This window comes from Streptomyces sp. NPDC012827 (assembly GCF_042900905.1).
Classification (GTDB): Bacteria; Actinomycetota; Actinomycetes; order Streptomycetales; family Streptomycetaceae; genus Streptomyces; species Streptomyces gulbargensis.
On record NZ_JBIBBY010000009.1, the window covers coordinates 24,136 to 48,350 of the forward strand.

Consider the following 24,215-nt stretch of genomic DNA (forward strand, 5'->3'; position numbering starts at 1 on the left):
GAATGGGGCCATGGCGGGCGGCGGTGAACGGGCACGGTACTGGCGGTGTCCCGAGCTGCCCGGCGTCGACCTGCTGCACGCCCACTACGTCCGCAAGGCCTTCGCCCGGCACACCCACGAGACCTTCGTGTTCGCCGCGATCACCGAGGGCGTCGAGGCCTTCCACCACCGCGACGAACTGGTGCGCGCGGGTCCCGGCCAGATCGCCCTGGTGAATCCGGACACTCCGCACACCGGCCACGCGGGCGTGCCCGAGGGCTGGACGTACCGCACGATCTACCCGGACGCGGAGCTGATCCGGTCCATCGCCGCCGACACCCTCGCCCTGCACGGTTCCGTCGGCTTCACCTCGCCCGTGGTCGACGACCCGCACGCGGCCCGGCTCGTGGTCGGTGTCCACCGTGCCGCCGAGGAGGGCAACGCGCTCGCCGCCGACAGTCTGCTGCGGCTGGTCACGGCACGGCTGCTGCGCACCCACGGCGGCCCGGCCGCCCCGCTGCCGCCCCGCTCGGCGGGCGCGCGGAACGCGGCACGCGCGCGTGCCGTCCTGGAGGAGCGGATGGCGGACCCGCCGACCCTGGAACGGCTCGCCGCCGACCTCGGCACCAGCCCCTTCGCGCTGCTCCGAGCCTTCCGCCGGGCGTACGGAATGCCCCCGCACACCTGGCTCACGGACGCGCGCGTGCGGCGGGCCAGACGGCTGCTGGACGCCGGGACCTCCCCGGCGGAGGCGGCCGTGGCGGTCGGTTTCACGGACCAGCCGCACCTCAACCGCCACTTCACGCGCAGTGTCGGCGTGCCGCCGGGGGCGTACCAGCGCGCGCGGGGGGTGGGGACGTATGCGAACAGGACGTAAGGGATCCCGAAGGGGCGCGGGCCCGGCCGACTGACGACGGTGGAGCGCGCAAGAACGTACAAGACCGGACGCCCCCCGGTCTCATAGCGTCCCTGTCGTGGCAGAACAATCAGCACCTCCAGTCATACGGGACGACGGACCCGCCAAGTCGGACGCCGCCGTCGTCCGCGACGCGCTCGGCGTCGGCATCGCCGTGGGACTCTCCGGCTTCGCCTTCGGCGTGACCGCCGCGGGCTCCGGGCTCACCCTGCTCCAGACGTGTGCGCTCAGCCTGCTGGTGTTCACCGGCGCCTCGCAGTTCGCCCTCGTCGGCGCGCTCGCCGCCGGCGGGAACCCCTTCACCGCCGCCGCCGGAGCCTTCTTCCTGGGCACCCGCAACGCCTTCTACGGCCTGCGCCTCTCCCAGCTCCTCGCGCTGCCGCGGCTCGTGCGGCCCTTCGCCGCGCACTGGGTGATCGACGAGACGACGGCCGTCGCGCTCGCCCAGCCGGACCGGCGGGCCGCGCGCCTCGGCTTCACCGTCACCGGCCTCACGCTGTACGTCCTGTGGAACCTGACCACCCTGCTCGGCGCCCTGGGCGCGGAGGCGCTCGGTGACACGGCCGCCTGGGGCCTCGACGCGGCCGGACCGGCGGTCTTCCTCGCCCTGCTCGCCCCCATGCTGCGGACGGCGACCGAACGGGCCACCGCGGGCCTCGCCGTCCTCCTCGGGCTCGGACTGCTCCCCGTGCTGCCCGCCGGCGTCCCCGTGCTCGCGGCCGCCCTGGCCGCGCCCACCGTGCTCTGGCTTCAGGGCCGCCGGGCCCGGCGCGACGACGCGAAGGGACACGGCCGGTGAACGTCTGGATCGCGATCGGCCTGACCGCCGCCGCCTGCTACCTGGTCAAGCTCCTCGGCCTCCTCGTCCCTGCCGGGGCCCTGGAACGCCCCCTCGTGCAGCGGCTCGCGGCCCTGCTGCCCGTCGCCCTGCTCGCCGCGCTCACCGCCCAGCAGACCTTCGGCCAGGGCACCGGGCTCGTCCTGGACGCCCGGGCCGCCGGACTCGGCGCGGCGGCCCTCGCCCTCGTCCTGCGGGCCCCCTTCCTGGTCGTCGTGGGCGCCGCCGTCCTCGTCACGGCCGGGGTGCGCGCCCTGGCCGGCTGACCACCCCCGCGCCCCCGGCGTCCCGCACGGGGGCGCCACGCGGGCGTGGCCCCGGACCGAGGGCGGGTCACCCGATGGGGCGGCCGTGCGCGCGGAGCGTGCGCAGGGCCTCGATCGTGACGATCGGCCGCCACTCCAGGGCGGTGCCGGGCGCCCAGACCCGCCAGGTGACCGGCCACCCCCCGTCCTCCTGCTGGTCGGCCGCGAGACGGTCGAGCGACCGGGCCATCTCCTCGTCCGTGAACCAGCGGCGCGCCAGCGAGTCCGGCACGCGCGCGTAGTCGTGCGGGAAGTGGTGCTCGCCGGGCGCGTAGCCCTCCGCGACCGGGTACTCGTCCTGCCGGTCCGCGTCCAGAACGGCGAGCCGCCGCTCCCTCACCAGCCGCCCGAGCCGGTCCGCCGCCTTCTCGGCCCGCGGCCGGTCCGGCGCCCCGTCGAGGAAGGCGACGGCCGCCTCGATCTCGTACGGATGCGACTCCTCCAGCGACTCCACGGCCGCCCAGCAGAACTCCGTCGCCCGGAACAGCCAGGCGTTCCAGACCTGGTTGCGGTGCAGCAGCCCGACCACCGGGCCGGTCGTGAGCAGGGAGGCCGGCGGCGCGTCCTCGACGGGGACGAAGGGCGCCGCCGGGTAGCCGCGCTGGGAGGGATGGACCGCGGGCAGCGCGCCCTCGTGCGTGGACATATCGGTGAGGTGCCGGCAGATCCGCTCCACGCGCAGCCCGCCGCAGCGGCCGATGGTGTCCAGGACCCGGAGCGCGTGCGCGGTGTGCAGCGGCTGGCTGACCGGCCCGCGCAGATCCGGTTCGAGTGCGTGGCCGTAGCCGCCGTCCTCGTTGAGGTACGCGGCCAGGGCGGCCTCGACCTGGTCCGCGCCACCGCGCAGGAAGTGGTAGGCGAACCGGCGCTGTTCGAGGACGCGGGCCGTCAGCCAGACGAAACGCTCGGCGCGGGCCACGGGCGTCGACGGCGGGGCGGGAGGGGAGGAGGTGGGTTTTTCGGCCATGGTCCGACGTTAGGGGGCGCAGGCGCGGAGACAAGGCCCATGGGCCGGGCTGCACTCTTCGGAGCGGGATACTGGTGTCATGCGGTTGACGATTTTCTGGGAACGCATGGCCGATCACTTCGGTGCGGCCTACGCGGAGTCCTTCGCGCGCGACCACGTGATGTCCGAGCTGGGGGGCCGGACGGTACGGGAGGCGCTGGAGGCGGGCTGGGAGGCGAAGGACGTGTGGCGGGCCGTCTGCGCCGCCGTGGACGTACCGGCCGACAAGCGCTGACCCGCGTGCGGGGGAGGCGGCGGTGGCCGCCGGGGAGGAGACGCGGGGACGCGAGGGGTCCGGGCGGGAATGTCCGTGCGGTGCGCGAGACTGGCGGGGTGGCCCCGACTGACGACAACGAGAAGCCCGAGACGCCCGCCCACCACGACACGACCGAGAACCCCGACAGCACAGTGCCGCGCGGCGTGAGCCGCCCGAACGACCCGGCGGCACCGGACGATTCGCCGGCGGAGCGGGCCGCGTCCGACGCGCGGACGGCGCACGGCGGATCCGGACCGGCCCCGGCCGGCGCCCCCGACCACCGCCGTGCCGCAGACCCGGCCGCAGCCCCGGCGTCCGCCACCGGCTCAGGTCCGGCGTCCGCCTCCGGTGCGGCTCCGGGCTCCGGTCCGGCGTCCGTCACCGATCCGGGCTCCGGTCCGGCGTCCGCCTCCGGCTCCACGGCGGTCTCCGGTTCCGCGCCCGCGGCCGGGAGGCCGGCCGAGTCCGTCCCCGGCCCCGCGCGCATGCCGCGCTGGCTGCCGCGCGCGCTGGTCCTGGCCCTGGCCCTCTACGCCTGCTTCCAGCTCGGGAGCTGGGCCTTCCACCAGCTCATCGGCCTGCTCGTCAACGTCCTGCTCGCCTTCTTCCTCGCCCTCGCCATCGAACCGGCGGTCGGCCGCATGGCGGCACGCGGAATGCGGCGCGGCCTCGCCACCTTCCTGGTCTTCTTCGGCGTCCTCGTCGTCGGCGTCGGCTTCGTCGTCCTGCTCGGCTCGATGCTCGCCGGGCAGATCGTCGCCATGGTCGAGGACTTCCCGAAGTACCTCGACGCGCTGATCAAGTGGGCCAACGTCACCTTCCACACCGACCTGTCCCGGGTCGAGGTCCAGGACAGCGTGCTCAGCTCCGAATGGCTGCAGAAGTACGTGCAGAACAGCGCGAGCGGTGTGCTCGACGTCTCCGCCACCGTCCTCGGCGGGCTGTTCCGGCTTCTGACGATCTTCCTCTTCGCGTTCTACTTCGCGGCCGACGGGCCCCGGCTGCGCAGGGCGCTCTGCTCCGTCCTGCCGCCCGCCCGCCAGGCCGAGGTGCTGCGCGCCTGGGAGATCGCCGTCGACAAGACCGGCGGGTACCTCTACTCGCGCGGCCTCATGGCCCTCATCTCCGGCGCCGCGCACTTCGTCCTGTTCGAGATCCTCGACGTGCCCTACGCGCCCGCGCTCGCCGTGTGGGTCGGTCTCGTCTCGCAGTTCATCCCGACCATCGGCACGTATCTCGCCGGCGCCCTGCCGATGCTGATCGCCTTCACCGTCAACCCCTGGTACGCGGTGTGGGTGCTCGGCTTCGTCGTGATCTACCAGCAGTTCGAGAACTACGTGCTGCAGCCGAAGCTCACCTCCAAGACGGTGGACATCCATCCGGCGGTGGCCTTCGGCTCCGTCATCGCGGGGACGGCCCTCCTCGGCGCCGTCGGCGCGCTGATCGCCATCCCTGCCGTCGCCACCCTCCAGGCGTTCCTGGGCGCCTATGTGAAGCGGTACGACGTGACGGACGACCCGCGCGTGCACGGCCACCGGCGGTACGGGGAGGCTGTGGTGGCCCGGCTGCAGAAGGCCCTGCACCACAAGAAGGACCTGTAGAGGAGGAGTCCTGGAAGTGGGACGAGGCCTGCCGCCCACCGGTACACTCAAAAAAGTGAATAGGTGCGGGATGGAATACGACGGCGGGCCGAGAGCCTACGGGCGCTACGTCGCGCTGGGCGACAGCCAGACGGAAGGCGTGGGGGACGGCGACGACACCCACGGCCTGCGCGGCTGGGCGGACCGGCTCGCCGAACTGCTGGCCCGGCGGAACCCGGACCTGCGGTACGCCAACCTGGCCGTACGGGGCCGTCTCGCCGGCCAGGTGCGCGCCGGGCAGCTGGGCCCCGCCCTTGCCCTGCGGCCGGACCTCGCGACCGTCGTCGCCGGAGTCAACGACCTGATGCGGCCCCGGTTCGACGCGGACGAGGTGGCCGGCCACCTGGAGGCGATGTTCGCCGAACTGACCGCGCATGGCGCCCGCGTGGCGACGCTCACCTTCCCCGACGTCGGCCGGCTGGTCCCCCTCGCCCGGCCGCTCGGCCCCCGCGTCCAGGCCCTCAACGCGCGCATCCGGCAGGCCGCCGACCGGCACGGCGTCGTCGTCGCGGAGACGGCCGGCCCTCCCGTCGTCACCGATCCGCGGCTGTGGAGCCCCGACCGGCTGCACGCCTCCCCGCTGGGCCACGCCCGCATCGCGGCGGCCGTCGCGCACGCCCTCGGCCTGCCCGGCAGCGACGACGCCTGGACGCACCCGCTGCCCCCGCCGCGGACCCCGCTGCCCTCTCCCCTCGCCGCCCTCGGCGCCGAACTGCGGTGGGCGGGCACCTTCCTGGGACCCTGGCTCGGCCGCCGCCTGCGCGGCCGGTCCTCCGGCGACGACCGCCACGCCAAGCGACCGGAACCGCTCCCGGTGACCGGGGCCTGAACGGAGGGGGCAGACCCGGACGCGGCCCCGCGCGCCGTGCGGCGCGGCCTTCCCTGGAGGCGCGGGACCTCGCCCGTGGTCTGGTGGGCCTGGTCCCCGGTGGGCCCGCGGGTCAGGAGACGGTCGCCGGCGGCGGGGTCCACCGGTGGGTGGGCGGCACGGTGCCCGGGACGTCGTAGTCCTTCCTCAGTTCCTCGGGGATGGCGTAGTGCATGACGCGGCCACGGGTCAGGGAGGACAGCTCGAAGACCGTGGTGAGGTGGCCGAGGCGGTCCAGGGCCCAGGCGCCGAGCGGGAAGCGGTCCTCGACGGTCTCCAGGACGCCGAGGAGGTGGGGCACCGCCTTGACGAGGGTGTCCCAGCGGGTGCGCGGCACGTCGAGCCAGTCCGCGCAGGTGTCGCCGACGAGGTGACGGATCAGGGCCGAGACGATCGGGTCGAAGAAGGTGCCGGGCACGACCTCCTCGTACAGGTCGATCAGCTGGCGGGTCAGCCGGACGCCCTCCTCGGAGGGCCCCATGTGCCGGATCATGTACAGGTCGAGGAACTGCCGGGCCTCCTCGAGGGACTTGGGGACGGCGTCCTGGTCGACTCCGAGCATCGCGCCGACGACCCGCCACGCGTAGTAGTAGGCACGCGCCCCCTCCGTCGACATGTGGATGCCGAGGCGGTGGAGGCTGTCCAGGACGAGCATCGAGAAGAACATCTGCCCGCCGATCATGTCCTCCTGACAGATCGGCGTGCCGAGCGCGGCGCTGTCCCACCGGTTCTCGCGCAGGAGGTGGTGGCGGATGGAGGCGTGCAGGAGACGGACCTTCTGGGCGGCCGGGATGAAACGGCTGCCGGCCTCGAAGGCGTCCGGCTGCATCAGGTAGACGGTGAACTGGCCCGTCTCCGCCATGCGCTTGGAGGGGTAGTTCAGGCCGTGTGTCGCCGACAGCAGCTTGGCCACGTGCGGGACGACGTAACAGGCGGGCATCGCGGCGAAGGAGAGGGCTGTGGAGATGTGCACGTTGTTGTCGATGAAGAACAGCCGTGCCTTCTCCATCTCCGCCCAGTCCACCCAGCTCGGCGGGGTGCGGGTGGCTTCCAGGTACTCCCGCGCGACGTCGGGCAGTCCCTCGGGGAGGGGCGCGCCGGCGGTGGAGACGTAGCGCATGAGGGTGTTGAACGTGCCCACCTGGCCGCTCTCGAAGAGTGCGGCGACGGTCGCGTCGGCGAGTTCGTCACCGGCCTGGCGCAGGGCGGCCATCGACGCCTCGGTGTAGGTCACGGAAGGGGGCTCCTTGTCTGGAACGGGACGGGCACGTGGTGCGGGACGGGCCCGGTGACGGAGGGCCGGGCCCGTGGGGCCGGCGGTGCGGATGTGCTGGGCGGGTGCGGCGGTACGGGAGGGGCGGCGAGGCCGGCGAACCGTCCGGGCGGCGGGGGCGTCCGGGCTCGGCGCGGGGTCAGGCCAGGCGGACCGCCACGGAGCGGGCCAGGGCGGTCAGGGCGGTGGCGGCGTGCGCGGGCAGCACCAGGTCGTGGAGGGCACCGAGCGCCTCCTCGACCCGGGCGCCGATCATGTCCTCCACGCGGTCGGGCGACCTCAGCCGTCGCATCACCCCGCGGACGGTCGCCAGCGCCTCCCCGTCCGGATGCCGGCCGAGGAGGGCGCGCAGCCGCTCCCGGTCCTCGTCGCCGGCGAGGCGCCAGGTCTCCGCGAGAAGGGCCGTGGGCCGGTGGCCCCGGACGTCGTCGGTGCCGGCCTTCCCGGTCACGGCCGGGTCGCCGAACAGGCCGAGCAGGTCGTCGCGCAGCTGGAAGGCCTCGCCGAGCGGCAGCCCGTACGCCGAGTAGCCCTCGCGGAGCCGCGCGCCGGCGCCGGCGAGGGCGCCCCCGATCAGGAGGGGCTGTTCGACGGTGTACTTGGCGGTCTTGTAGCGGATCACCTTCAGCGACATCTCCGTGTCGTGGACGGCTCCGGTACGGAGGATCTCCAGGCACTCGCCCGCGATGAGCTCCCGGGCCATCAGGGTCCACAGCGGGCGGGCCCGGCCCAGATAGGCGGCGGGCAGCCCGCAGGTGGCGAACAGCTGCCCGGCCAGCGCCATCAGCAGGTCGCCCACGAGCATCGCGAGCGACCGCGCGGCGGCGTCGGTGCCGGCGCCGGTGCGGAGGTCGTCCGGGGGACGGTTCCGTACGGCTCCGCGCAGGGCGACGTGGACGGTGGGCCGCCCGTGCCGCAGGGCGCTGTCGTCGATCAGGTCGTCGTGCACGACGGCGGCGGCGTGCACCAGCTCCATGGACGCCGCCGCCCGTACCAGTGCGTCGCTGTCCGGCTGGCCGGCCGCGCGCCAGCCCCAGTAGCAGAACGCCGCCCGCAGCCGTTTGCCGTCCGCGACGGCCGCCTCCAGCTGGGCGGCGACCGGCGCGAGGGCCGGGTCGATCTCGGCGAACCGGTCGGCCTCCTCGGCGACGAACCGGCGCAGGACCTCGTCCACGCGGGCCTTGAAGGCGGCCGGCTCCCACCGGTCAGACGTCATGGGCGGTCCGCTCCCGGGCGGCCAGGGCGTGCCGGGCCAGCACCTCCAGGTGGGCAGGTGGCGCCGAGGCGTACCGGTCGAGCACGAGCCGTCCGCGCGCGGCGAGGTCCTGCTCGGCCTGTGCCGCCAGCTCCGAGGCGTCCGAGCGGCGCAGCAGCCCCCGTACGGTCCCCAAGGCCGTGCCCAGGGCGCTCACCGCCAGATCGGCCAGCCCGGCCGCCACCAGCACGGCCTGCTCCTCCGGACCGCGCCGTCCCGCTTCTCGCATGTCGCCTTCCGTCCCGCATCTCCGGGCGGCACCGGTCGCGCCGCCGCCTCAGAGCATCGCGCGGGGCGGGGGGAGAACACGGCGGAACTCACGATCGGGTGATCTTGCCGTTCGGCCGAACGGGTGGGTGGGCCCGGGTGGTCCCGGCGCCGTCCGGCCGGGCCGTCCGCCGTGTCAGTGGCTCCGGCGGTCGGTGTGCGGAAGTTCGATCCAGACGTCGGCGGGGCCGACCACGGCGCGCCTGTCGGTCGGACGCAGCCCTGTACGGGCGCAGGAGTAGGCCACGGGATCGTGCCGGTAGAGGTACGAGGCCAGCACTTCGGAGGGGCTGTCGTGCACGTCCGGTCCTCCGCCGGGGTGCAGGTCCCCGCCTTCCGTCCTGCCGTCGCGGGCGATGCTGCCCTGGTTGCCGCTCTTGGGGTTGGCGTAGAGGCCGTAGCAGACCGTTCCGGCGGACAGCCGGGTCAGTACGCCCGGCAGCTGCGGCGCGTAGCCCCAGGGCTGGGTGACGACGCAGCCGCCCGGCACGGACGTCACGCCGACGATCCTCAGGGTCTCGTCCATGTCGTACGCGTACGGGTCCTCCCTCAGCTCGTCGACGAAGGCGTCGTCCACGGGCTGCCCGTCGAGACGGCGCACGGCTTCCTCCGCGTCGATCCCGGCCACGCAGGCGAGGCCCGTCCCGTCGACAGGGAAGACGCCCAGGGCCGCGGTCAGCAGCCGGGCCTCCTCCGCCGCCGCCCGCTCGGCCTCGGTCAGACGCATCCCCTCCGGCGCCGGGAACAGGTCCGGCGTCGGCCCGGCCATGTTCAGCCGGCCCGGCGACCAGCCGCCGATCGACACGCGCCAGGGGTCGGCCCCGGCGGCGGCGAGGACGCGCGCGTTCTCCGGTCTTCTGGACATGACGGCCTCCCACAGGGCCGTCACGCCGTTCTCCAGGGCATCCACGTCCGCCACGCGGGCGGCCAGCTCGGCCACGACCTCCGGGGACCCGAACAGCGCGGCCCGGTGCAGCGGCCGGCCCCCGGGCCAGTGCTCCGGGTCCGCGCCCGCGTCGAGACGACGGCGGATGTCGCCGGCATCCGTCCAGTTCCAGCCCATCCCGGCCCAGCCGCCCCTGTCTCCGGTCACCGTTCCCCCCTGTGATGTCGTCCGCGTCGCACCCACGCTCGCACACGGGTCGGACAACGGGCCCGTGACGCGGTTCGGCGGCGGTGACGGCCGGGCGGGGAGGGCCGCGCCGTCCCACCCCCGGACCCCGCGTGGCGCGCTTGACACTAAAATCGAACATGCTTTCTCATGAGGGTCCGGCCCCTGGAATCACGGGCTCGCCGCCGAGTTGTCCACAGGCCGGAGGGGACGCCGGGGCCCATTGTCAGTGGCAGGGGTTAGCGTCTTTCACATGAAGCGATCGACTCAAGCAAACCGGGTGGAACCCATGGCAGGAACCGACCGCGAGAAGGCGCTCGACGCCGCGCTCGCACAGATTGAACGCCAATTCGGCAAGGGCGCCGTGATGCGCATGGGTGACCGGACCCAGGAGCCGATCGAGGTGATCCCCACCGGATCGACCGCCCTCGACGTCGCCCTCGGCGTCGGCGGCCTCCCGCGCGGCCGTGTCGTGGAGATCTACGGCCCCGAGTCCTCCGGTAAGACGACCCTGACCCTGCACGCCGTGGCCAACGCGCAGAAGGCCGGCGGCCAGGTCGCCTTCGTGGACGCCGAGCACGCCCTCGACCCCGAGTACGCCCGCAAGCTGGGCGTCGACATCGACAACCTCATCCTGTCCCAGCCGGACAACGGTGAGCAGGCGCTCGAGATCGTCGACATGCTGGTGCGCTCCGGCGCGCTCGACCTGATCGTCATCGACTCGGTCGCCGCGCTCGTCCCCCGCGCGGAGATCGAGGGCGAGATGGGCGACTCGCACGTCGGTCTCCAGGCCCGCCTGATGAGCCAGGCGCTCCGGAAGATCACCAGTGCGCTCAACCAGTCCAAGACCACCGCGATCTTCATCAACCAGCTCCGCGAGAAGATCGGCGTGATGTTCGGCTCGCCGGAGACCACGACCGGTGGCCGCGCCCTGAAGTTCTACGCCTCCGTGCGCATCGACATCCGGCGCATCGAGACCCTCAAGGACGGCACCGAGGCGGTCGGCAACCGTACCCGCTGCAAGGTCGTCAAGAACAAGGTCGCGCCCCCCTTCAAGCAGGCCGAGTTCGACATCCTCTACGGCCAGGGCATCAGCCGCGAGGGCGGCCTGATCGACATGGGCGTGGAGCACGGCTTCGTCCGCAAGGCCGGTGCCTGGTACACGTACGAGGGCGACCAGCTGGGCCAGGGCAAGGAGAACGCCCGCAACTTCCTGAAGGACAACCCCGACCTCGCCAACGAGATCGAGAGGAAGATCAAGGAGAAGCTCGGCGTCGGTGTCCGGCCGGAGGCCCCGTCGGCCGAGCCCGCCGCGGACGCGGCCGCCGGTGCGGAGGCGGCGGGCGCGGACGACGCCGCCAAGAGCGTCCCGGCTCCGGCGGCCAAGGCCGTGAAGGCGACCAAGGCCACCGCGGCCAAGAGCTGAACCGGTGACCGGTCGCACCGAATGGCCGGGTGACAGCCCCGACTCGTCGAGGGCCGAGAAGGAGCTGTCACCCCAGGATCCGGCTGAGCGGGCGCGGGCGATTTGCTTGCGCCTGCTCACCGGGACCCCGCGCACCCGGAAGCAGCTCGCCGACGCCCTGCGCAAGCGGGAGATCCCCGACGAGGTGGCGGAGGAGGTGCTCTCCCGCTTCGAGGACGTGGGGCTCATCGACGACGCCGCCTTCGCCGGTGCCTGGGTCGAGTCCCGCCACCACGGCCGCGGCCTGGCCCGCCGTGCCCTCGCCCGGGAGCTGCGGACCAAGGGGGTCGAGCCCGCCCTGATCCAGGAGGCGGTGGAGCGACTGGACTCCGAGCGGGAGGAGGCCACCGCCCGCGACCTGGTCGCCCGCAAGCTCCGTGCCACCCGGGGGCTCGACCGCGACCGGCGCCTGCGCCGGCTCGCCGGGATGCTCGCCCGCAAGGGCTACCCCGAGGGCATGGCGCTCCGTGTGGTCCGCCAGGCCCTGGAGGCCGAGGGCGAGGACACGGAGGGTCTCGACGAGCCCTTCTGACCTGCCGCGCGCCGACGCGACCCGCCCCGGCGCCCCGCCCCGCGTGCCCGCCGCCACCCGGCCCGGCCCCCGTCGGGACCGCCCGGTGCCGGACCGCCAAGTCCCCGGGCCACCCGGTGCCCAGGACCGCTCGGTGCTGGACCGCCCGACCCCCGGTACTGCCCGGTCCCGGGCCGCCCGGTGCCGGACCGCCCGACCCCCGGTACTGCCCGGTCCGGGGCCGCCCGGTGCCGGACCGCTCACTCCCCGGCACCGCCACGTCCCCGCCTCGCCGGGCGCCCGGCCGCCCCCGACACGTCGGTTCCGGCGCCTCCGCGTCCCCGGCCCCTCGGGCCCCAGCCCCTCAGAGACCTCTGGCCGGCAACAGGACCGGGAGGCCCGCCGCCTTCCAGGCCTGGAAGCCACCGATGAGATCGGTGGCCCGGTGGAGCCCCAGGCGGCGGAGGGATTCGGCCGCCAGGGAGGAGGCGTAGCCCTCGTTGCACAGGACCACCACCCGCAGGTCGTGGCCGACCGCCTCGGGCGCGCGGTGGCTGCCCAGGGGGTCCAGCCGCCACTCCAGCTCGTTGCGCTCCACGACCAGCGCCCCCGGGATCAGACCGTCCCGCTCGCGCAGCGCGGCGTAGCGCGTGTCCACCAGGAGCGCGTCACCCGCCCGGTACGCCTCGTAGGCGGCGCGCGGCTCGATCCGGTCGAGGCCCGACCGGACCCGCTCCAGCAACTCGTCGATCCCCACCGGCGCGCCCGCGTTCACCCCGTCACCGTCCGTCCGTTCCCCGGCCACCGAACCGTCCCTCCTCGTCGTCGCGCTCACTGCCAGTCCTCCGGGCGCTCGACCTGCTCCAGGCGGAGCACCGCGCCGGTCCGGCTGAAGCGCCGGATCAGGGGCAGCGGCGGGTAGTAGGCGTGCACCGACACCGCGTGGGTGTCGGCGGACTCGTTGAGCACCTCGTGCACATGGTGACGGCCGAAGGCGCGGCCCTCGCCCGCCGGGAGGCGCCGCGAGCGGTCGACGCCCTCCGCCAGCTCCAGCGTCCTCCAGCCGCGTGCCGGCAGCCGGACCGCCAGCGCGTGCTCGGTCAGAGAACCGGCCGCCGTGGCGAAGGCGCCGACCGACTCGGCGTGGTCGTGCCAGCCGGTTCCCGTGCCGGGCGGCCAGCCGATGAGCCAGGCCTCACTGCCGCCGGGGCCGTCGAGCCGTACCCAGGTACGGCCCTCCGGGTCGAGGGGCAGGGAGGCCACGAGCGCGCGGTCGGCGGCGGTGCGGCGCACGAAGTCGAGGAGATCGGCCGCGGTCGGAGCACCGGAGGAGGCGCCGTGGGAAGCACCGGCGGCGGCGGACACCCCCCGGCCGGCGGGGAGTTCGGGAACGGCACCGGACGAGGGCGCCGGGACGTGCGGGGGCAGGGAAGGAGACTGTGACACGGAGGACCGTCCTGGGAAGCGCGAAGGGACGCGCGCCGGCACGGCACCGTCCGCAGCTGTCCGGGAGTCGGCAAGGCGAAGCCGGGGACGGCCGGGCAGGCGTCAGGACGGGAAGGCGGCAGGGCGCGCGCGGAAGATCGGCGAAATCAGCAGGACGGACGACACACGCAGCCCGCGTACCGCAGAAGGTCCATATGAACCCTCCGCCACAGGCGCACATCGGTGTCGGTCACGCTCCGGAGTACACCACGCGCGCCCGCCGGAATCAACGCACGTCCGCCGTACGGTCGCTGCCGGCGGCCACCGGGGTCTCCGGAGCGCCGCCGCGCACCGCGTCCGCCGCCGCGTACAACTCCTCGGGGCGGACCCCCGCGAAGGAGGCGGCGAGGTGGCCGTCGGGCCGGATGAGCAGGACGGCGTGGGCGGCGGCGCCCGGGTACGCCTCCGTCACCAGGACCTCGGCCTTCGCCGGCAGGGCGCGTACCGCTTCCTCCAGGCGCGGCATCACCCCGGCGCCGCGCCAGTGCCGCCGGTCCCACACCCCCGTGCCCGGGGCGACCAGCAGCACGAGCAGGCGGCCCTGCCCCAGCCGGTCCCGGAGCCGTACGGTCGTCCCGTCCGGCGCCGTCACGCGGACGTCCTCGACCGGCGAACCGGCCGGTGTGCCCACCGGGGCGTTCCCCTCGGCGGGCGGCGGCGCGAGTGGGGAATGGGGATACGACGGAGGCGCGCCCAGCGGGCCGCGCCCCACCTGAGCGTCGGCGAGGAGGGCGTCGTGGCCGCGCACGGCCCCCGGCAGGTAGCTCCGCAGCCCCCCGCCGCCGCGCAGCACCGGCAGCGAGTGGTCCGCCGCGCGCAGGCGGGAGGCGACGGCCGAACGGCGTTCGCTCTGGTAGCTGTCGAGCAGCGTGTCCGAGGCCCCCTGGTGCCAGGTCAGGGCGAGCTTCCAGGCGAGGTTGTCCACGTCCCGCAGTCCCTCGTCGAGGCCCTGCGTGCCGACCGCGCCGAGCAGGTGCGCCGCCTCCCCGGCGAGCAGCACCCGGTCCACCCGCCAGCGCCGGGCCAGCCGGTGGTGCAGCGTGTACACGCCGGTGTCGAGGAGTTCGTACGGGGGAGTGGCGCCGTCGCACCAGCCGGCCAGGGTCTCGCGGATCCGGCTCACCAGCACGTCCGGCGTGACCAGCTCGCCCCGGGGCGGCAGCAGCCAGTCGATCCGCCACACCCCGTCGGGCAGCGGCCGGGCCGCGATCTCCTCGCCGCCGCCGCGCCACGGCGGCTGACGGTGCAGCAGGGCCTCGCCGGGCCAGGGGAGTTCGGTGCGGAGCGCGGCGACGGCGTGCCGTTCCACCGCCGTACGGCCGGGGAAGCGGACGCCGAGCAGCTTGCGCACGGTGGAGCGGGCGCCGTCGCAGCCCACGAGGTGGCTGCCGCGCCACCAGGTCCCCGCCGGGCCGCGGGTGCGGGCGGTGACCCCGTCACGGTCCTGCTCGATCGTGTCGAGTCGGGCCCCGGTCACCAGCTGGATCAGCTTCTCCCGGGAGACGGCGTCCCGCAGGCCCCGGGCGAGCGCGTGCTGCGGGATGTGGAGGGGGGCCGCCGGCCCGTCCGCCCCGTCCCCGCCCGTACCGGAAAGCCCCAGGTCCAGGGTGAGCCGGCGGACCACCTGACGCCGGCGCGCACCGCGCCAGGCGACCCAGCGGAGCCCCTCGTCACGCAGGGTGGTGCAGCCGAGCCGTTCGACCATGGCGGCCATGTCGGCGCGGAGCACGACCGTCCGCGCGGGACGGGGTTCCTCCGTGCCAGGACCCTCGTCGAGCACGACGCTGGGCACGCCCTGCGCCGCGAGGGCGAGGGAGAGCGCGAGACCGACCGGCCCCGCGCCCACGACGATCACCGGGTCCACGGCACGGCTCCTGACGGCCGGACGGTCATGGGGGCAGCACAGCTGAGTGTGGCACGGGCCCGGTGCTTGATCACAGACCGTATGCAACCCACCGGAGGGTTTCGCGTCAAGTGACGGGGTGGGCGTGGTGCGGCTGACGTGAGGTCAGTGCCGCACCCGCCCACTTCGGTCGTGTCGCGGGCCCCGTCCGGGTCAGACGTCGCTGACGGCCCGCGACGGCAGCTCGGGCGCGCCGCCCTGGGCGGGGACCTGCGCGACCGGGGTCTTCCGGCCCTGCCGGAGCCGCTTCTCCAGCCATCCGGCGAAGCTGGTCAGGAGCGCGTTGAGGACGATGTAGATCAGCGCGATCACCGTGAGGGTGGCGATCGTGTTGGCGCCGTAGTTGGCCGTGATCTGACGGTTCTGGCTGAGCAGCTCGCCGAAGCCGAGCACCGCGCCGCCGAGCGCCGTGTCCTTGACGATGACCACGAGCTGGCTGACGAGGGCCGGCAGCATGACGGTCACCGCCTGCGGCAGCAGGACGTACAGCATGCTCTGGCCCTTGCGCATGCCGAGCGCCACGGCCGCGTCGCTCTGGCCCCGGGGCAGCGAGAGCACGCCGGCCCGGACGACCTCGGCGATCACCGAGGCGTTGTAGAGCACCAGGCCGGTGACGACCGCGTACAACGGGCGGAAGTCCGAGCTGACGGTGGTGAACTTCGCGTAGAGCTGGCTCGCGAAGATCATCAGGATCAGGACCGGGATGGCGCGGAAGAACTCGACGATCGCTCCGACGGGGACCCGCACCCACGCGTGGTCGGAGAGCCGGCCGATGCCCAGGGCCGCGCCGAGGGGCAGCGCGATCAGGATGGCGAGCGCGGCGGCCTTGAGGGTCTCGGTGAGGCCGGGCAGGAGGTACGTCGTCCAGACCTCGGCATCGGTGACGAAGGGGCTCCACTTGTCCGCGTCCAGCTGGTTCTTGGCGGCCAGGGCGGAGAGCACCCAGTAGGCCACCAGACCCAGGACCGCCACGAAGGCGATCGTGTAGAGGACGTTGCGCCGCTTGGCACGCGGGCCGGGAGTGTCGAACAGGACGGAACTCATCGCTTCACCGCCAGTCGCTTGGCCGCCCAGCCGAGGATCAGGCCGGTGGGGAGGGTGAGAACGATGAAGCCGAAGGCGAAGAGGGCGAAGACGGCGAAGAGCGCGTCGGCCTCGTTCTCGATCATCTCCTTCATCAGGAACGCCGCCTCGGCGGCGCCGATCGCGGCTGCCACGGTGGTGTTCTTGGTGAGGGCGATCAGGACGTTGGCGAGCGGGGCCACCGCGGCGCGGAAGGCCTGCGGGAGGACGACCAGGGCGAGGACCTGGGTGAAGGTCAGGCCCAGCGCGCGGGCGGCCTCGGCCTGCCCCGGCGGCACGGTGTTGATGCCCGAGCGCAGCGCCTCGCAGACGAAGGTGCCGGTGTACGCGATGAGGCCGAGGACGGCCAGCCGGAAGCCGATGTCCTCGGAGCGCTCCCCGCCGAGCGTGATGAGCAGGGTCTGGTTGAGGCCCAGCAGGCAGCCGACGATGACCACCGTCAGCGGGGTGTTCCGGACGATGTTCACGTACGCGGTGGCGAAACCGCGCATCAGCGGGACCGGGCTGACCCGCATGGCGACCAGGGCCGTGCCCCAGACCAGCGAGCCGATCGCCGAGTAGAGGGCGAGTTTCGCCGTCACCCAGAAGGCGCCGAGCAGGTCGTACTGCCCGGAATCAAAAAAGTCGAACACGATGCCCCGCGCTCTCCCCTGGTGGTCGGTCGGTGTGGAGGCCGGTGCGTGGGCAGCGGCCGGTGCCGGTGTGACGGCCGTCCGCGAACGGGGCGGCCGTCACGGACCGGGCGGGGTGGGTCAGCCGGTGATCTTCGGCGCCGGGTCGTTCTTGTAGCCCGAGGGACCGAAGTGCTGCTTGACGAGCTTGTCCCAGGTGCCGTCCGAGATCATCTTCTCCAGGGCCTTGTTGACCTTGCCCTTGAGGTCGGCGTCGCCCTTCTTCAGGCCGACGCCGTACTTCTCGTCGCTGAGGCTGAGGCCGGCCAGCTTGAACTTGCCCTGGTGCTCCTTCTGCGCGGCGTAGCCGGCGAGGATGGAGGCGTCCGTGGTCAGCGCGTCGACAGCCTTGTTCTCCAGGCCGGTCAGGCACTCGGAGTAGCCGCCGAGCTGCTGGAGGTCGGCCTTCGGGGCGAGCTTGTCCCGGACGTTCTGAGCGGAGGTGGAACCGGTCACCGAGCAGAGCTTCTTGGAGTTGAGGTCCTCGACCTTGGTGATCGAGTTGTCGTCGGCGCGCACCAGCAGGTCCTGGTGGGTCACGAAGTACGGGCCGGCGAAGTCGACCTCCTTGAGGCGCTTCTCGGTGATCGAGTACGTGCCGACGATGAACTTCACGTCGCCGTTCTTGATCATGTTCTCGCGCTCGGCGCTGGGCGCCTGCTTCCAGTTGATCTTCTCCTCGGCGTAACCGAGCTCCTTGGCGACGTAACGGGCCACGTCCACGTCGAAACCGGCGTACGTGCCGTCCGGCGTCTTCAGGCCCAGGCCGGGCTGGTCGAACTTGATGCCGATGTTGATCTTGTCGCCGTTGCTGCCGGAGTCGGAACCGGAGCCGCAGGCGGTGGCGGTGAGCGCGAGGACGACGGCGGCCGAGGCGGCGGCGGAGATCTTGCGGAGCTTCATGGAGGAACGTCCCTTGAGTAGCGTTGAGTTGGGAAGGATAGGTCCGAACTCACTCAGTGGTGAAGGATCTTGGACAGGAAGTCCTTGGCGCGATCGCTGCGCGGATTGCTGAAGAACTCGTCGGGCGTCGCCTGCTCGACGATCCGGCCGTCGGCCATGAACACGACCCGGTTGGCCGCGGAGCGGGCGAAGCCCATCTCGTGCGTGACCACCACCATCGTCATGCCCTCCCGGGCCAGCTGCTGCATGACCTCCAGGACCTCGTTGATCATCTCCGGGTCCAGCGCCGAGGTCGGCTCGTCGAACAGCATGACCTTCGGATCCATGGCCAGCGCGCGGGCGATCGCCACACGCTGCTGCTGGCCGCCGGACAGCTGCGCCGGGTACTTGTCCGCCTGTGTTCCGACGCCGACCCGGTCGAGCAGCGAGCGGGCCTTCGCCTCCGCCGCCTTCTTCTCCGTCCTGCGGACCTTGATCTGACCCAGCATCACGTTCTCGAGCACCGTCTTGTGCGCGAAGAGGTTGAACGACTGGAAGACCATGCCCACGTCGGAACGGAGCCGGGCCAGCTCCTTGCCCTCGGCCGGCAGCGGCTTGCCGTCGATGGTGATCGTCCCGGAGTCGATGCTCTCCAGACGGTTGATCGTCCGGCACAGCGTCGACTTGCCGGACCCGGAGGGGCCGATGACGACGACGACTTCACCGCGGGCGATCGTGAGATCGATGTCCTGGAGGACATGCAGCGCGCCGAAGTGCTTGTTGACACCGGACAGTACGACCAGATCGTCCGCGGCCCGCGGTGCGTCCCCCGGACCCTTGGACACTGACACTCCGCTCATCGGCCTCTTGCTCCGTCCTCCTCGGTTGGGGAGGACACTAGAGACCCGGTGTGACGACCGTCATCACATCTGAGCGGAAATTGAGGATAACGATACGGCCGCAAACGGACACAGTGGGTGAACGCGGCTCCGGGCACCGCAGGAGGGTGAACCCGTCCGTCCGTGCGCCGTGCCCGGGGTGAACCGGTACGCACCGCTTCCGTCCGTACCGGCTGCGTAACGGAAGCACCCCCGCGTCCGGGGGACACTTGACTGTGACGCCGACCATCGGCGTTCATGCCCTGGTACCACCTGGTACACAGAGAGCGCCACGGTGCCGCCGACCACGGTGCCGTGCGGCACCCGGCCGCGGCCGGCCGGCGACCGGGCCGCCCCCGGCCGCCCACCACCCACGGAGGAGGAACGCATGCGACTGCTGCTCGTCGAGGACGACGACCACGTCGCCGCCGCCCTCTCCGCGGTGCTCGCCCGGCACGGATTCGCCGTCACCCACGCCCGCAACGGGGAGGAGGCCCTCCAGGCCGTCCTGCCCACCGCCCAGGGTGAACGGCCCTCCTTCGGAGTGATCCTGCTCGACCTGGGCCTGCCCGACCAGGACGGCTACCAGGTCTGCGGCCGCATCCGGAAGCTCACCACCACCCCCGTGATCATGGTGACCGCCCGCGCCGACGTACGCTCCCGGATCCACGGCCTCAACCTCGGCGCCGACGACTACGTCGTCAAGCCGTACGACACGGGCGAGCTCCTCGCCCGCATCCACGCCGTCAGCCGGCGCAGCACCGGCCCCGAGGAGACCGCCGCCGGCTCCGGCAGCCTCCTGCGCCTCGGATCCGTCACCATCGAACTGCCCACCCGGCGCGTCAGCGTGGACGGCGAGAGCGTCGCCCTCACCCGCAAGGAGTTCGACCTGCTCGCCCTGCTCGCCCAGCGCCCGGGCGTCGTCTTCCGGCGCGAACAGATCATCAGCGAGGTCTGGCACACCAGTTGGGAGGGCACCGGCCGCACCCTGGAGGTGCACGTCGCCTCCCTCCGCTCCAAACTGCGGATGCCGGCCCTCATCGAGACCGTGCGGGGCGTCGGCTACCGCCTGGTCGCCCCCGCGTCCTGACCCACGACCACCGACCCCCGACGACTGGCCGGCCGACCCGTGCGCACCCGACTCCTCCCGCTCCTCATCGTCCTGATGGCGGGCGTGCTGCTCGCCCTCGGCTTCCCGCTCGCCGCCAGCCTCGCCGCCTCCGAGCAGCAGCGGGTCGTCGTCGACCGGCTCGACGACACCGCCCGCTTCGCCGCCCTCGCCCAGTTCGTCAGCGAGAACGGCCCCGGCATCGACGAACGGCGCACCACCCTGCGGGGCGAGCTCGACAGCTACCACGGCGTGTACGACATCCGGGCCGGCGTCTTCTACCGCGACGACCGTGCCATGGCCACCGCCCCCACCGACTGGACCGTCCCCGCCGAGGGCGAGGGCCGCCGCGCCTACCACGAGTCCCTGCTCGGCCGCCGCAGCCACGACCCCCCGCAGGTCTGGCCGTGGCAGAGCGACGCCCGGCTGTTCGTCGCCTCGCCGGTCGTGCGGGACGGCGACGTCGTCGCCGTCGTCGTGACCGACTCGCCCACCGGACACCTCCGCTCCCGCATCCTGCGCGGCTGGCTGCTGATCTTCGCCGGGGAGGCGGCGGCGATGCTGCTCGCCGTCGGCGCCGCCTTCCGGCTCACCGGCTGGGTCCTGCGCCCGGTCCGCGTCCTGGACGCCGTCACCCACGACATCGCCACCGGCCGCATGAACTCCCGTGTCGCCGCGGCCGGCGGCCCGCCCGAACTCCGCCGCCTCGCCCGCTCGTTCAACGAGATGGCCGACAACGTCGAGGAGTCTCTGGAGCAGCAGCGGGCCTTCGTCGCCGACGCCTCCCACCAGTTGCGCAACCCGCTCTCCGCGCTGCTCCTGCGCATCGAGCTGCTGGCTCTGGAACTGCCCGAGGACAACGAGGAGATCGCCTCCGTCCGTACCGAGGGCAAGCGGCTGGCCCAGGTCCTCGACGACCTCCTCGACCTGGCGCTCGCCGAGCACACCAGGCCGGAGCCGCGCCTCACCGACGTGGGTGCGCTCACCGCCGAGCGGGTCGCCTCCTGGCGGCCGGTCGCCGAGGACAAGGGCGTCCGCCTCGCCGGCTCCTGCGGCGCCGCCACGGCCTGGGCGGACCCGGTGGCCCTCTCCAGCGCGCTCGACGCGGTGATCGACAACGCGCTGAAGTTCACCCCGGCGGGAGAGGAGGTCACCGTCTCGGTGGTCCCCAGCGGGGAGAACATCGCCGTCGTCGTCTCGGACCGGGGCCCCGGCCTCACCGAGGAGGAACTCGGCCGCGTCGGCGACCGCTTCTGGCGCTCCGGCCGTCACCAGAACGTCAAGGGCTCCGGCCTCGGCCTCTCCATCGCCCGCGTCCTGCTCGCCGCGGGCGGCGGCGGCATGACCTTCGCCCCGAACGAGCCGCACGGCCTGCGCGTCACCGTCACGGTCCCCCGGTACGGCCCCACCGACGCCCCGGACCCGGAGAGCCGGGCGGACTGACGCGGGTACGCGACGGGGCCGGGGCCCGCGTTACGGGACGGGCCGGTGCGGTCCGGCAGGCTCCGGGCACCGGTCACGGGCCGTCGCCGCCCCGGGGCCGCCCGTACCGTCAGGGTTTGACCGACCGGTAATACGTGCGTGCGCCCTCGTGGAGCGTCAGCGGCTCCGTGTAGATCGCGGTGCGCAGGTCCACCAGCTGGGCCGGGTGGACCTGGCTGCCGATCCGGTCCCGGCTCCCGATCACCGTACGGGTGAAGCCCTCCACCAGGTCCGGGTCGGCCGCGTCCGTGGTGACGAGGAGGTTGGCGACGGCCAGCGTCTCCACCGGCCGGCCGTCCTGCGCGTCCGCGTACGCGTCGGCGGGGATCACCGCCGAGCGGTAGTGGCGGGTCGAATCGCCCGCCTCGTGCAGCTTCTCCACCAGATCCGCCTCCAGCGTGATCAGCCGGATCGGGAACCGCTCCGACAGCTCCTGCACGGCGTGGGTGGGCAGACCGCCCGACCAGAAGAAGGCGTCGAGCTCACCGCGCTCCAGCAGGCCGGGCATCGTGTCGATGCCCGCCGAGACCGCCCGCACGTCCCGGTCGGGCGCCAGTCCGGCCGCAGCCAGGACCCGGTCGGCGATCAGCCGGACACCCGAACCGTCCTGGCCGACCCCCACCCGCAGGCCGCGCAGGTCCGACACCTTCCACAGCGGCGAGCCCTCGCGCACCACCAGCTGCACGTAGTCGTCGTAGAGCCGCGCACAGCCCCGCAGCCGCTCGTGGCCGGGCCGGCGCTCCCGCTCGTACTCGGCGACCGCATCGGCCGTCGCCACGGTGAAATCGGCCTCCCCGGTGGCGACCCGGGCCAGGTTCTGCTGGGAGCCCTCGCTGTCCTTCAGCGTGACGGACACCTCCGGCAGGTCGCGGGCCAGGGCCTGGCGGAGCAGCTCCCCGTACCGCTGGTAGACGCCGGTGGGCACGCCGGTGCTGAAGGTGACGGAACCGCTCGGGGCCGAGCCGCCGAAGGGCACCAGCCACCACACCAGGAGCCCGCACACCACGAGCAGCGCGGCGGCACCCGCCAGGAGGCGGCGACGGGCGGCACTGGAGAGGGAGGCGAGCATGCCGCGATCCTGCCAGCTCACCGCCGCTCCTGGCCAGATTCCTCCGCTCGGGGCCCGTCACCGGCCGCCGTCCGGGGCGTCCGTGAGGGGGCCGGGCACCGGAGCCGGGACCGGGGAAGGTTCGGACACCCGGCTGTACATCGGCTCCGGGACCGGGCCGTACATGCGCTGCGGGGTCCGTCCGGAGCCCGGTTCTCGAACCGCCGTCCCGTACGGAGTCGGAAGCGCCTCCCGCAGGCGCCCCAGGAGCTCCCGCGCTGCCGGGGCGGGAGGGATGCCGGTCCGCCAGGCGAGGGCCACCCGCCCGCGGGCCCCCGGAGCGGCGAGCCGCACGGTGACGACCCCCAGCTCCCGGGCCACCTCCGGGTCCAGGGCGGGCAGCACCGCCACGCCCATCCCGCGGGCGGCCAGCCGGGCCAGCATCCGGGGAGCGGCCGCCTCGAAACCGACCTCCGCGGTGAACCCGGCCTCGGCGCACAGCCCGTCGAGTACCCCGCGCACCCCCGTCCCGCGCGGCAGCGAGATCAGGCGCCGGTCACGCAGCGCCGTGAGGGGCAGCCCGTCGCCGGTGCCGGTCACCCCGGCCAGGGGATCGCCCGGCGCCACGGCCGCGACCAGCGGGCAGTCGACCACGGGCCGCAGCCGCAGGCCGGGCAGCGGGCCGGGCCCCGGCAGCCCGGCGAGGGCGAGGTCCAGCCGCCCCTCCCGTACCGCCGTCAGCATCTCCTCGGAGCCGCCCTCCGAGAGGGCCACCTCCACCCCCGGATGGTCCGCGTGGAAATCGGCGAGGAGCCCCGCGAGGTCGAAGAGGTGGGTACCGGCGCCGGGAACCAGACCGAGGGAGACCCGGCCCCGCAGCAGCCCGGCGAACTCGGCCGCGGTGTCCCGCACCGCCTCGGCCGCCGCCAGCGCCGCGCGCGCGTACGGCAGGACCGCCGTCCCGACCTCGGTCGGGGTCACCGTGCGGCCGGCCCGGTCGAGGAGCCGCTGCCCCAGCTCACGTTCCAGGCGCGCGATCTGGGCGCTGAGGCCCGGTTGGGCGAGCCGCAGCCGGGCGGCGGCCCGGGTGAAGCTGCCCTCCTCGACCACCGTGACGAAGTAGCGCAGCCGGTGCAGTTCCATAAGCGCCGATTCTAGGAACGAGCACCGACCGGTCTTGGACGTACGGAGCGGCCGCGCGGAGGCTGGTCGCATGGGTATCAGGGACAAGATCGCGGCCGAGCGGAGGGACCTCGCGGACCTCCTCGACACGCTCACCGAGGCGCAGTGGGACGCGCCCAGCCTCTGCGAGGGATGGCGGGTACGGGAGGTGGCCGCCCACCTCACCATGGCCATGCGTCACCCCGCCCGGCGGCTCGCACGGGAACTCCTCCGGGCGCGCGGCAGCATGGACCGGGTGACGGACCGCCTGGCGCGGGCCGACACCGCCGTCCTCGGCGCCCGGGAACTCGCCGAAGCCCTGCGGGCGGACGCCGAGCACCCGTGGAAGATGCCGATCGGCGGGTACGACATGGTTCTCGCCCACGACGTCGTGCACGGCCTGGACATCACGGTGGCCCTCGGCCTCGACCGGCGGATCCCGGAGGACCGGCTCCGGACGGTCCTCGCCCGCGTCGGCCCGCGCAGCGCCCGCTTCTTCGGCGCCGACCTCTCCGGCGTGGCCCTGCGCGCGGACGACCTCGACTGGTCCTTCGGCTCGGGGGAGCCGGTCACCGGGCCCGCCCAGGAGCTGCTGCTCCTCGCCTTCGGGCGTACGGTGCCGCCGGGCCGGCTCCGGGGCGCGCCCGCCGGACGTTTCGTACGCGTCTGACGGCGGCGACCGGGGAGGGGGTGCCCGGCACCGGTACGCGCTCGCCGATCTCGGGAGCGTTGCCCGGATCGCCCTCGCGGCGCGCCCATGGAGCGGCAACGTCCTCTGCATCCCGGTGAGTTGACCGCCGCCCGTGGGGCCGCCGGCGGAGTCC

26 protein-coding genes are annotated in these 24,215 nt (G+C 73.7%); 11 read left to right on the top strand and 15 right to left on the bottom strand.

Annotation, left to right across the window (positions count from 1 at the left end):
* The first annotated feature begins 10 nt into the window (after positions 1-10).
* From ACFY60_RS20325 to ACFY60_RS20335, 3 genes are all read left to right on the top strand, one after another.
* A complete protein-coding gene (locus ACFY60_RS20325) occupies positions 11-856 on the top strand; it encodes an AraC family transcriptional regulator (protein ID WP_388612150.1) in 846 nt (281 codons plus the stop codon).
* A gap of 97 nt (positions 857-953) precedes the next feature.
* A complete protein-coding gene (locus ACFY60_RS20330; RefSeq protein ID WP_388612151.1) occupies positions 954-1,694 on the top strand; it encodes an AzlC family ABC transporter permease in 741 nt (246 codons plus the stop codon).
* Complete coding sequence (locus tag ACFY60_RS20335; RefSeq protein ID WP_345289334.1) at positions 1,691-1,999, top strand: AzlD domain-containing protein; 309 nt, start codon at positions 1,691-1,693, stop codon at positions 1,997-1,999. Before ACFY60_RS20330 ends, ACFY60_RS20335 begins: the two co-directional genes overlap by 4 nt.
* Positions 2,000-2,066: 67 nt before the next feature.
* Here ACFY60_RS20335 and ACFY60_RS20340 read toward each other — a convergent pair whose 3' ends face one another.
* Positions 2,067-3,005 (bottom strand): hypothetical protein, encoded by a 939-nt coding sequence (locus tag ACFY60_RS20340; protein WP_388612152.1) that lies wholly within the window; start codon positions 3,003-3,005, stop codon positions 2,067-2,069.
* Between the two features lie 79 nt (positions 3,006-3,084).
* Between ACFY60_RS20340 and ACFY60_RS20345 the strand changes: the two genes are divergently transcribed.
* From ACFY60_RS20345 to ACFY60_RS20355, 3 genes are all read left to right on the top strand, one after another.
* Positions 3,085-3,279: a DUF3046 domain-containing protein gene (locus tag ACFY60_RS20345; protein WP_388612153.1), complete on the top strand. Its 195-nt coding sequence runs from the start codon at positions 3,085-3,087 to the stop codon at positions 3,277-3,279.
* A gap of 506 nt (positions 3,280-3,785) precedes the next feature.
* Positions 3,786-4,901, top strand: a complete 1,116-nt coding sequence (locus ACFY60_RS20350) for an AI-2E family transporter (RefSeq protein ID WP_388612578.1) — start codon at positions 3,786-3,788, stop codon at positions 4,899-4,901.
* A 70-nt stretch (positions 4,902-4,971) separates the two neighbouring features.
* Positions 4,972-5,769 carry an SGNH/GDSL hydrolase family protein gene (locus tag ACFY60_RS20355; protein WP_388612154.1) on the top strand — a complete coding sequence of 266 codons (798 nt, stop codon included), beginning with the start codon at positions 4,972-4,974 and terminating at the stop codon, positions 5,767-5,769.
* 112 nt (positions 5,770-5,881) lie between these two features.
* Here ACFY60_RS20355 and ACFY60_RS20360 read toward each other — a convergent pair whose 3' ends face one another.
* The 4 genes from ACFY60_RS20360 to ACFY60_RS20375 all read right to left on the bottom strand — a co-directional run bounded on the left by ACFY60_RS20360 (position 5,882) and on the right by ACFY60_RS20375 (position 9,666).
* Positions 5,882-7,042: an oxygenase MpaB family protein gene (locus ACFY60_RS20360; protein WP_388612155.1), complete on the bottom strand. Its 1,161-nt coding sequence runs from the start codon at positions 7,040-7,042 to the stop codon at positions 5,882-5,884.
* Positions 7,043-7,220: 178 nt separating this feature from the next.
* Complete coding sequence (locus ACFY60_RS20365) at positions 7,221-8,297, bottom strand: polyprenyl synthetase family protein (protein ID WP_388612156.1); 1,077 nt, start codon at positions 8,295-8,297, stop codon at positions 7,221-7,223.
* The gene (locus ACFY60_RS20370) at positions 8,287-8,565 is read right to left on the bottom strand and encodes a polyprenyl synthetase (RefSeq protein WP_388612157.1); all 279 of its coding nucleotides are present in this window, start codon (positions 8,563-8,565) and stop codon (positions 8,287-8,289) included. Before ACFY60_RS20370 ends, ACFY60_RS20365 begins: the two co-directional genes overlap by 11 nt.
* Before the next feature lie 174 nt (positions 8,566-8,739).
* Positions 8,740-9,666 (bottom strand): ankyrin repeat domain-containing protein, encoded by a 927-nt coding sequence (locus ACFY60_RS20375; RefSeq protein WP_388612580.1) that lies wholly within the window; start codon positions 9,664-9,666, stop codon positions 8,740-8,742.
* Between the two features lie 337 nt (positions 9,667-10,003).
* Between ACFY60_RS20375 and recA the strand changes: the two genes are divergently transcribed.
* Both recA and recX read left to right on the top strand, forming a co-directional pair.
* Entirely contained in the window at positions 10,004-11,140 is a 1,137-nt protein-coding gene (gene recA / locus ACFY60_RS20380; protein WP_388612158.1) for a recombinase RecA, read from the top strand.
* 4 nt (positions 11,141-11,144) lie between these two features.
* A complete protein-coding gene (gene recX, locus ACFY60_RS20385) occupies positions 11,145-11,711 on the top strand; it encodes a recombination regulator RecX (protein ID WP_388612159.1) in 567 nt (188 codons plus the stop codon).
* A 343-nt stretch (positions 11,712-12,054) separates the two neighbouring features.
* Here the strand turns inward: recX and ACFY60_RS20390 are convergent, their stop codons facing one another.
* The 8 genes from ACFY60_RS20390 to ACFY60_RS20425 form a co-directional block, all read right to left on the bottom strand.
* Positions 12,055-12,495 carry a rhodanese-like domain-containing protein gene (locus ACFY60_RS20390; protein ID WP_388612581.1) on the bottom strand — a complete coding sequence of 147 codons (441 nt, stop codon included), beginning with the start codon at positions 12,493-12,495 and terminating at the stop codon, positions 12,055-12,057.
* Between the two features lie 26 nt (positions 12,496-12,521).
* Positions 12,522-13,136, bottom strand: coding sequence for a cysteine dioxygenase (locus ACFY60_RS20395; protein WP_388612160.1), 615 nt, complete (start codon positions 13,134-13,136; stop codon positions 12,522-12,524).
* Positions 13,137-13,282: 146 nt separating this feature from the next.
* The gene (locus tag ACFY60_RS20400) at positions 13,283-13,369 is read right to left on the bottom strand and encodes a putative leader peptide (RefSeq protein WP_311307652.1); all 87 of its coding nucleotides are present in this window, start codon (positions 13,367-13,369) and stop codon (positions 13,283-13,285) included.
* A 32-nt stretch (positions 13,370-13,401) separates the two neighbouring features.
* A complete protein-coding gene (locus tag ACFY60_RS20405) occupies positions 13,402-15,039 on the bottom strand; it encodes an FAD-dependent monooxygenase (RefSeq protein ID WP_388612161.1) in 1,638 nt (545 codons plus the stop codon).
* 192 nt (positions 15,040-15,231) lie between these two features.
* A complete protein-coding gene (locus ACFY60_RS20410; protein ID WP_388612162.1) occupies positions 15,232-16,122 on the bottom strand; it encodes an amino acid ABC transporter permease in 891 nt (296 codons plus the stop codon).
* On the bottom strand, positions 16,119-16,793 hold the full coding sequence (locus ACFY60_RS20415; RefSeq protein WP_388612163.1) for an amino acid ABC transporter permease: 675 nt from the start codon (positions 16,791-16,793) through the stop codon (positions 16,119-16,121). Before ACFY60_RS20415 ends, ACFY60_RS20410 begins: the two co-directional genes overlap by 4 nt.
* Before the next feature lie 120 nt (positions 16,794-16,913).
* Positions 16,914-17,735 carry a glutamate ABC transporter substrate-binding protein gene (locus ACFY60_RS20420; protein ID WP_388612164.1) on the bottom strand — a complete coding sequence of 274 codons (822 nt, stop codon included), beginning with the start codon at positions 17,733-17,735 and terminating at the stop codon, positions 16,914-16,916.
* Between the two features lie 53 nt (positions 17,736-17,788).
* Entirely contained in the window at positions 17,789-18,574 is a 786-nt protein-coding gene (locus ACFY60_RS20425; protein WP_388612165.1) for an amino acid ABC transporter ATP-binding protein, read from the bottom strand.
* A gap of 406 nt (positions 18,575-18,980) precedes the next feature.
* On the opposite strand from ACFY60_RS20425, the gene ACFY60_RS20430 reads away from it, so the two are divergent.
* Positions 18,981-19,682, top strand: a complete 702-nt coding sequence (locus tag ACFY60_RS20430; protein WP_388612166.1) for a response regulator transcription factor — start codon at positions 18,981-18,983, stop codon at positions 19,680-19,682.
* Between the two features lie 39 nt (positions 19,683-19,721).
* Positions 19,722-21,143: a sensor histidine kinase gene (locus ACFY60_RS20435; RefSeq protein WP_388612167.1), complete on the top strand. Its 1,422-nt coding sequence runs from the start codon at positions 19,722-19,724 to the stop codon at positions 21,141-21,143.
* Positions 21,144-21,252: 109 nt separating this feature from the next.
* On the opposite strand, the gene ACFY60_RS20440 is transcribed toward ACFY60_RS20435, so the two are convergent.
* On the bottom strand, positions 21,253-22,251 hold the full coding sequence (locus ACFY60_RS20440) for a TAXI family TRAP transporter solute-binding subunit (protein WP_388612583.1): 999 nt from the start codon (positions 22,249-22,251) through the stop codon (positions 21,253-21,255).
* Between the two features lie 57 nt (positions 22,252-22,308).
* Positions 22,309-23,373, bottom strand: coding sequence for a LysR substrate-binding domain-containing protein (locus ACFY60_RS20445; protein ID WP_388612168.1), 1,065 nt, complete (start codon positions 23,371-23,373; stop codon positions 22,309-22,311).
* Positions 23,374-23,443: 70 nt separating this feature from the next.
* On the opposite strand from ACFY60_RS20445, the gene ACFY60_RS20450 reads away from it, so the two are divergent.
* Complete coding sequence (locus ACFY60_RS20450) at positions 23,444-24,061, top strand: maleylpyruvate isomerase family mycothiol-dependent enzyme (protein WP_388612169.1); 618 nt, start codon at positions 23,444-23,446, stop codon at positions 24,059-24,061.
* The last annotated feature ends 154 nt before the right edge of the window (positions 24,062-24,215 follow it).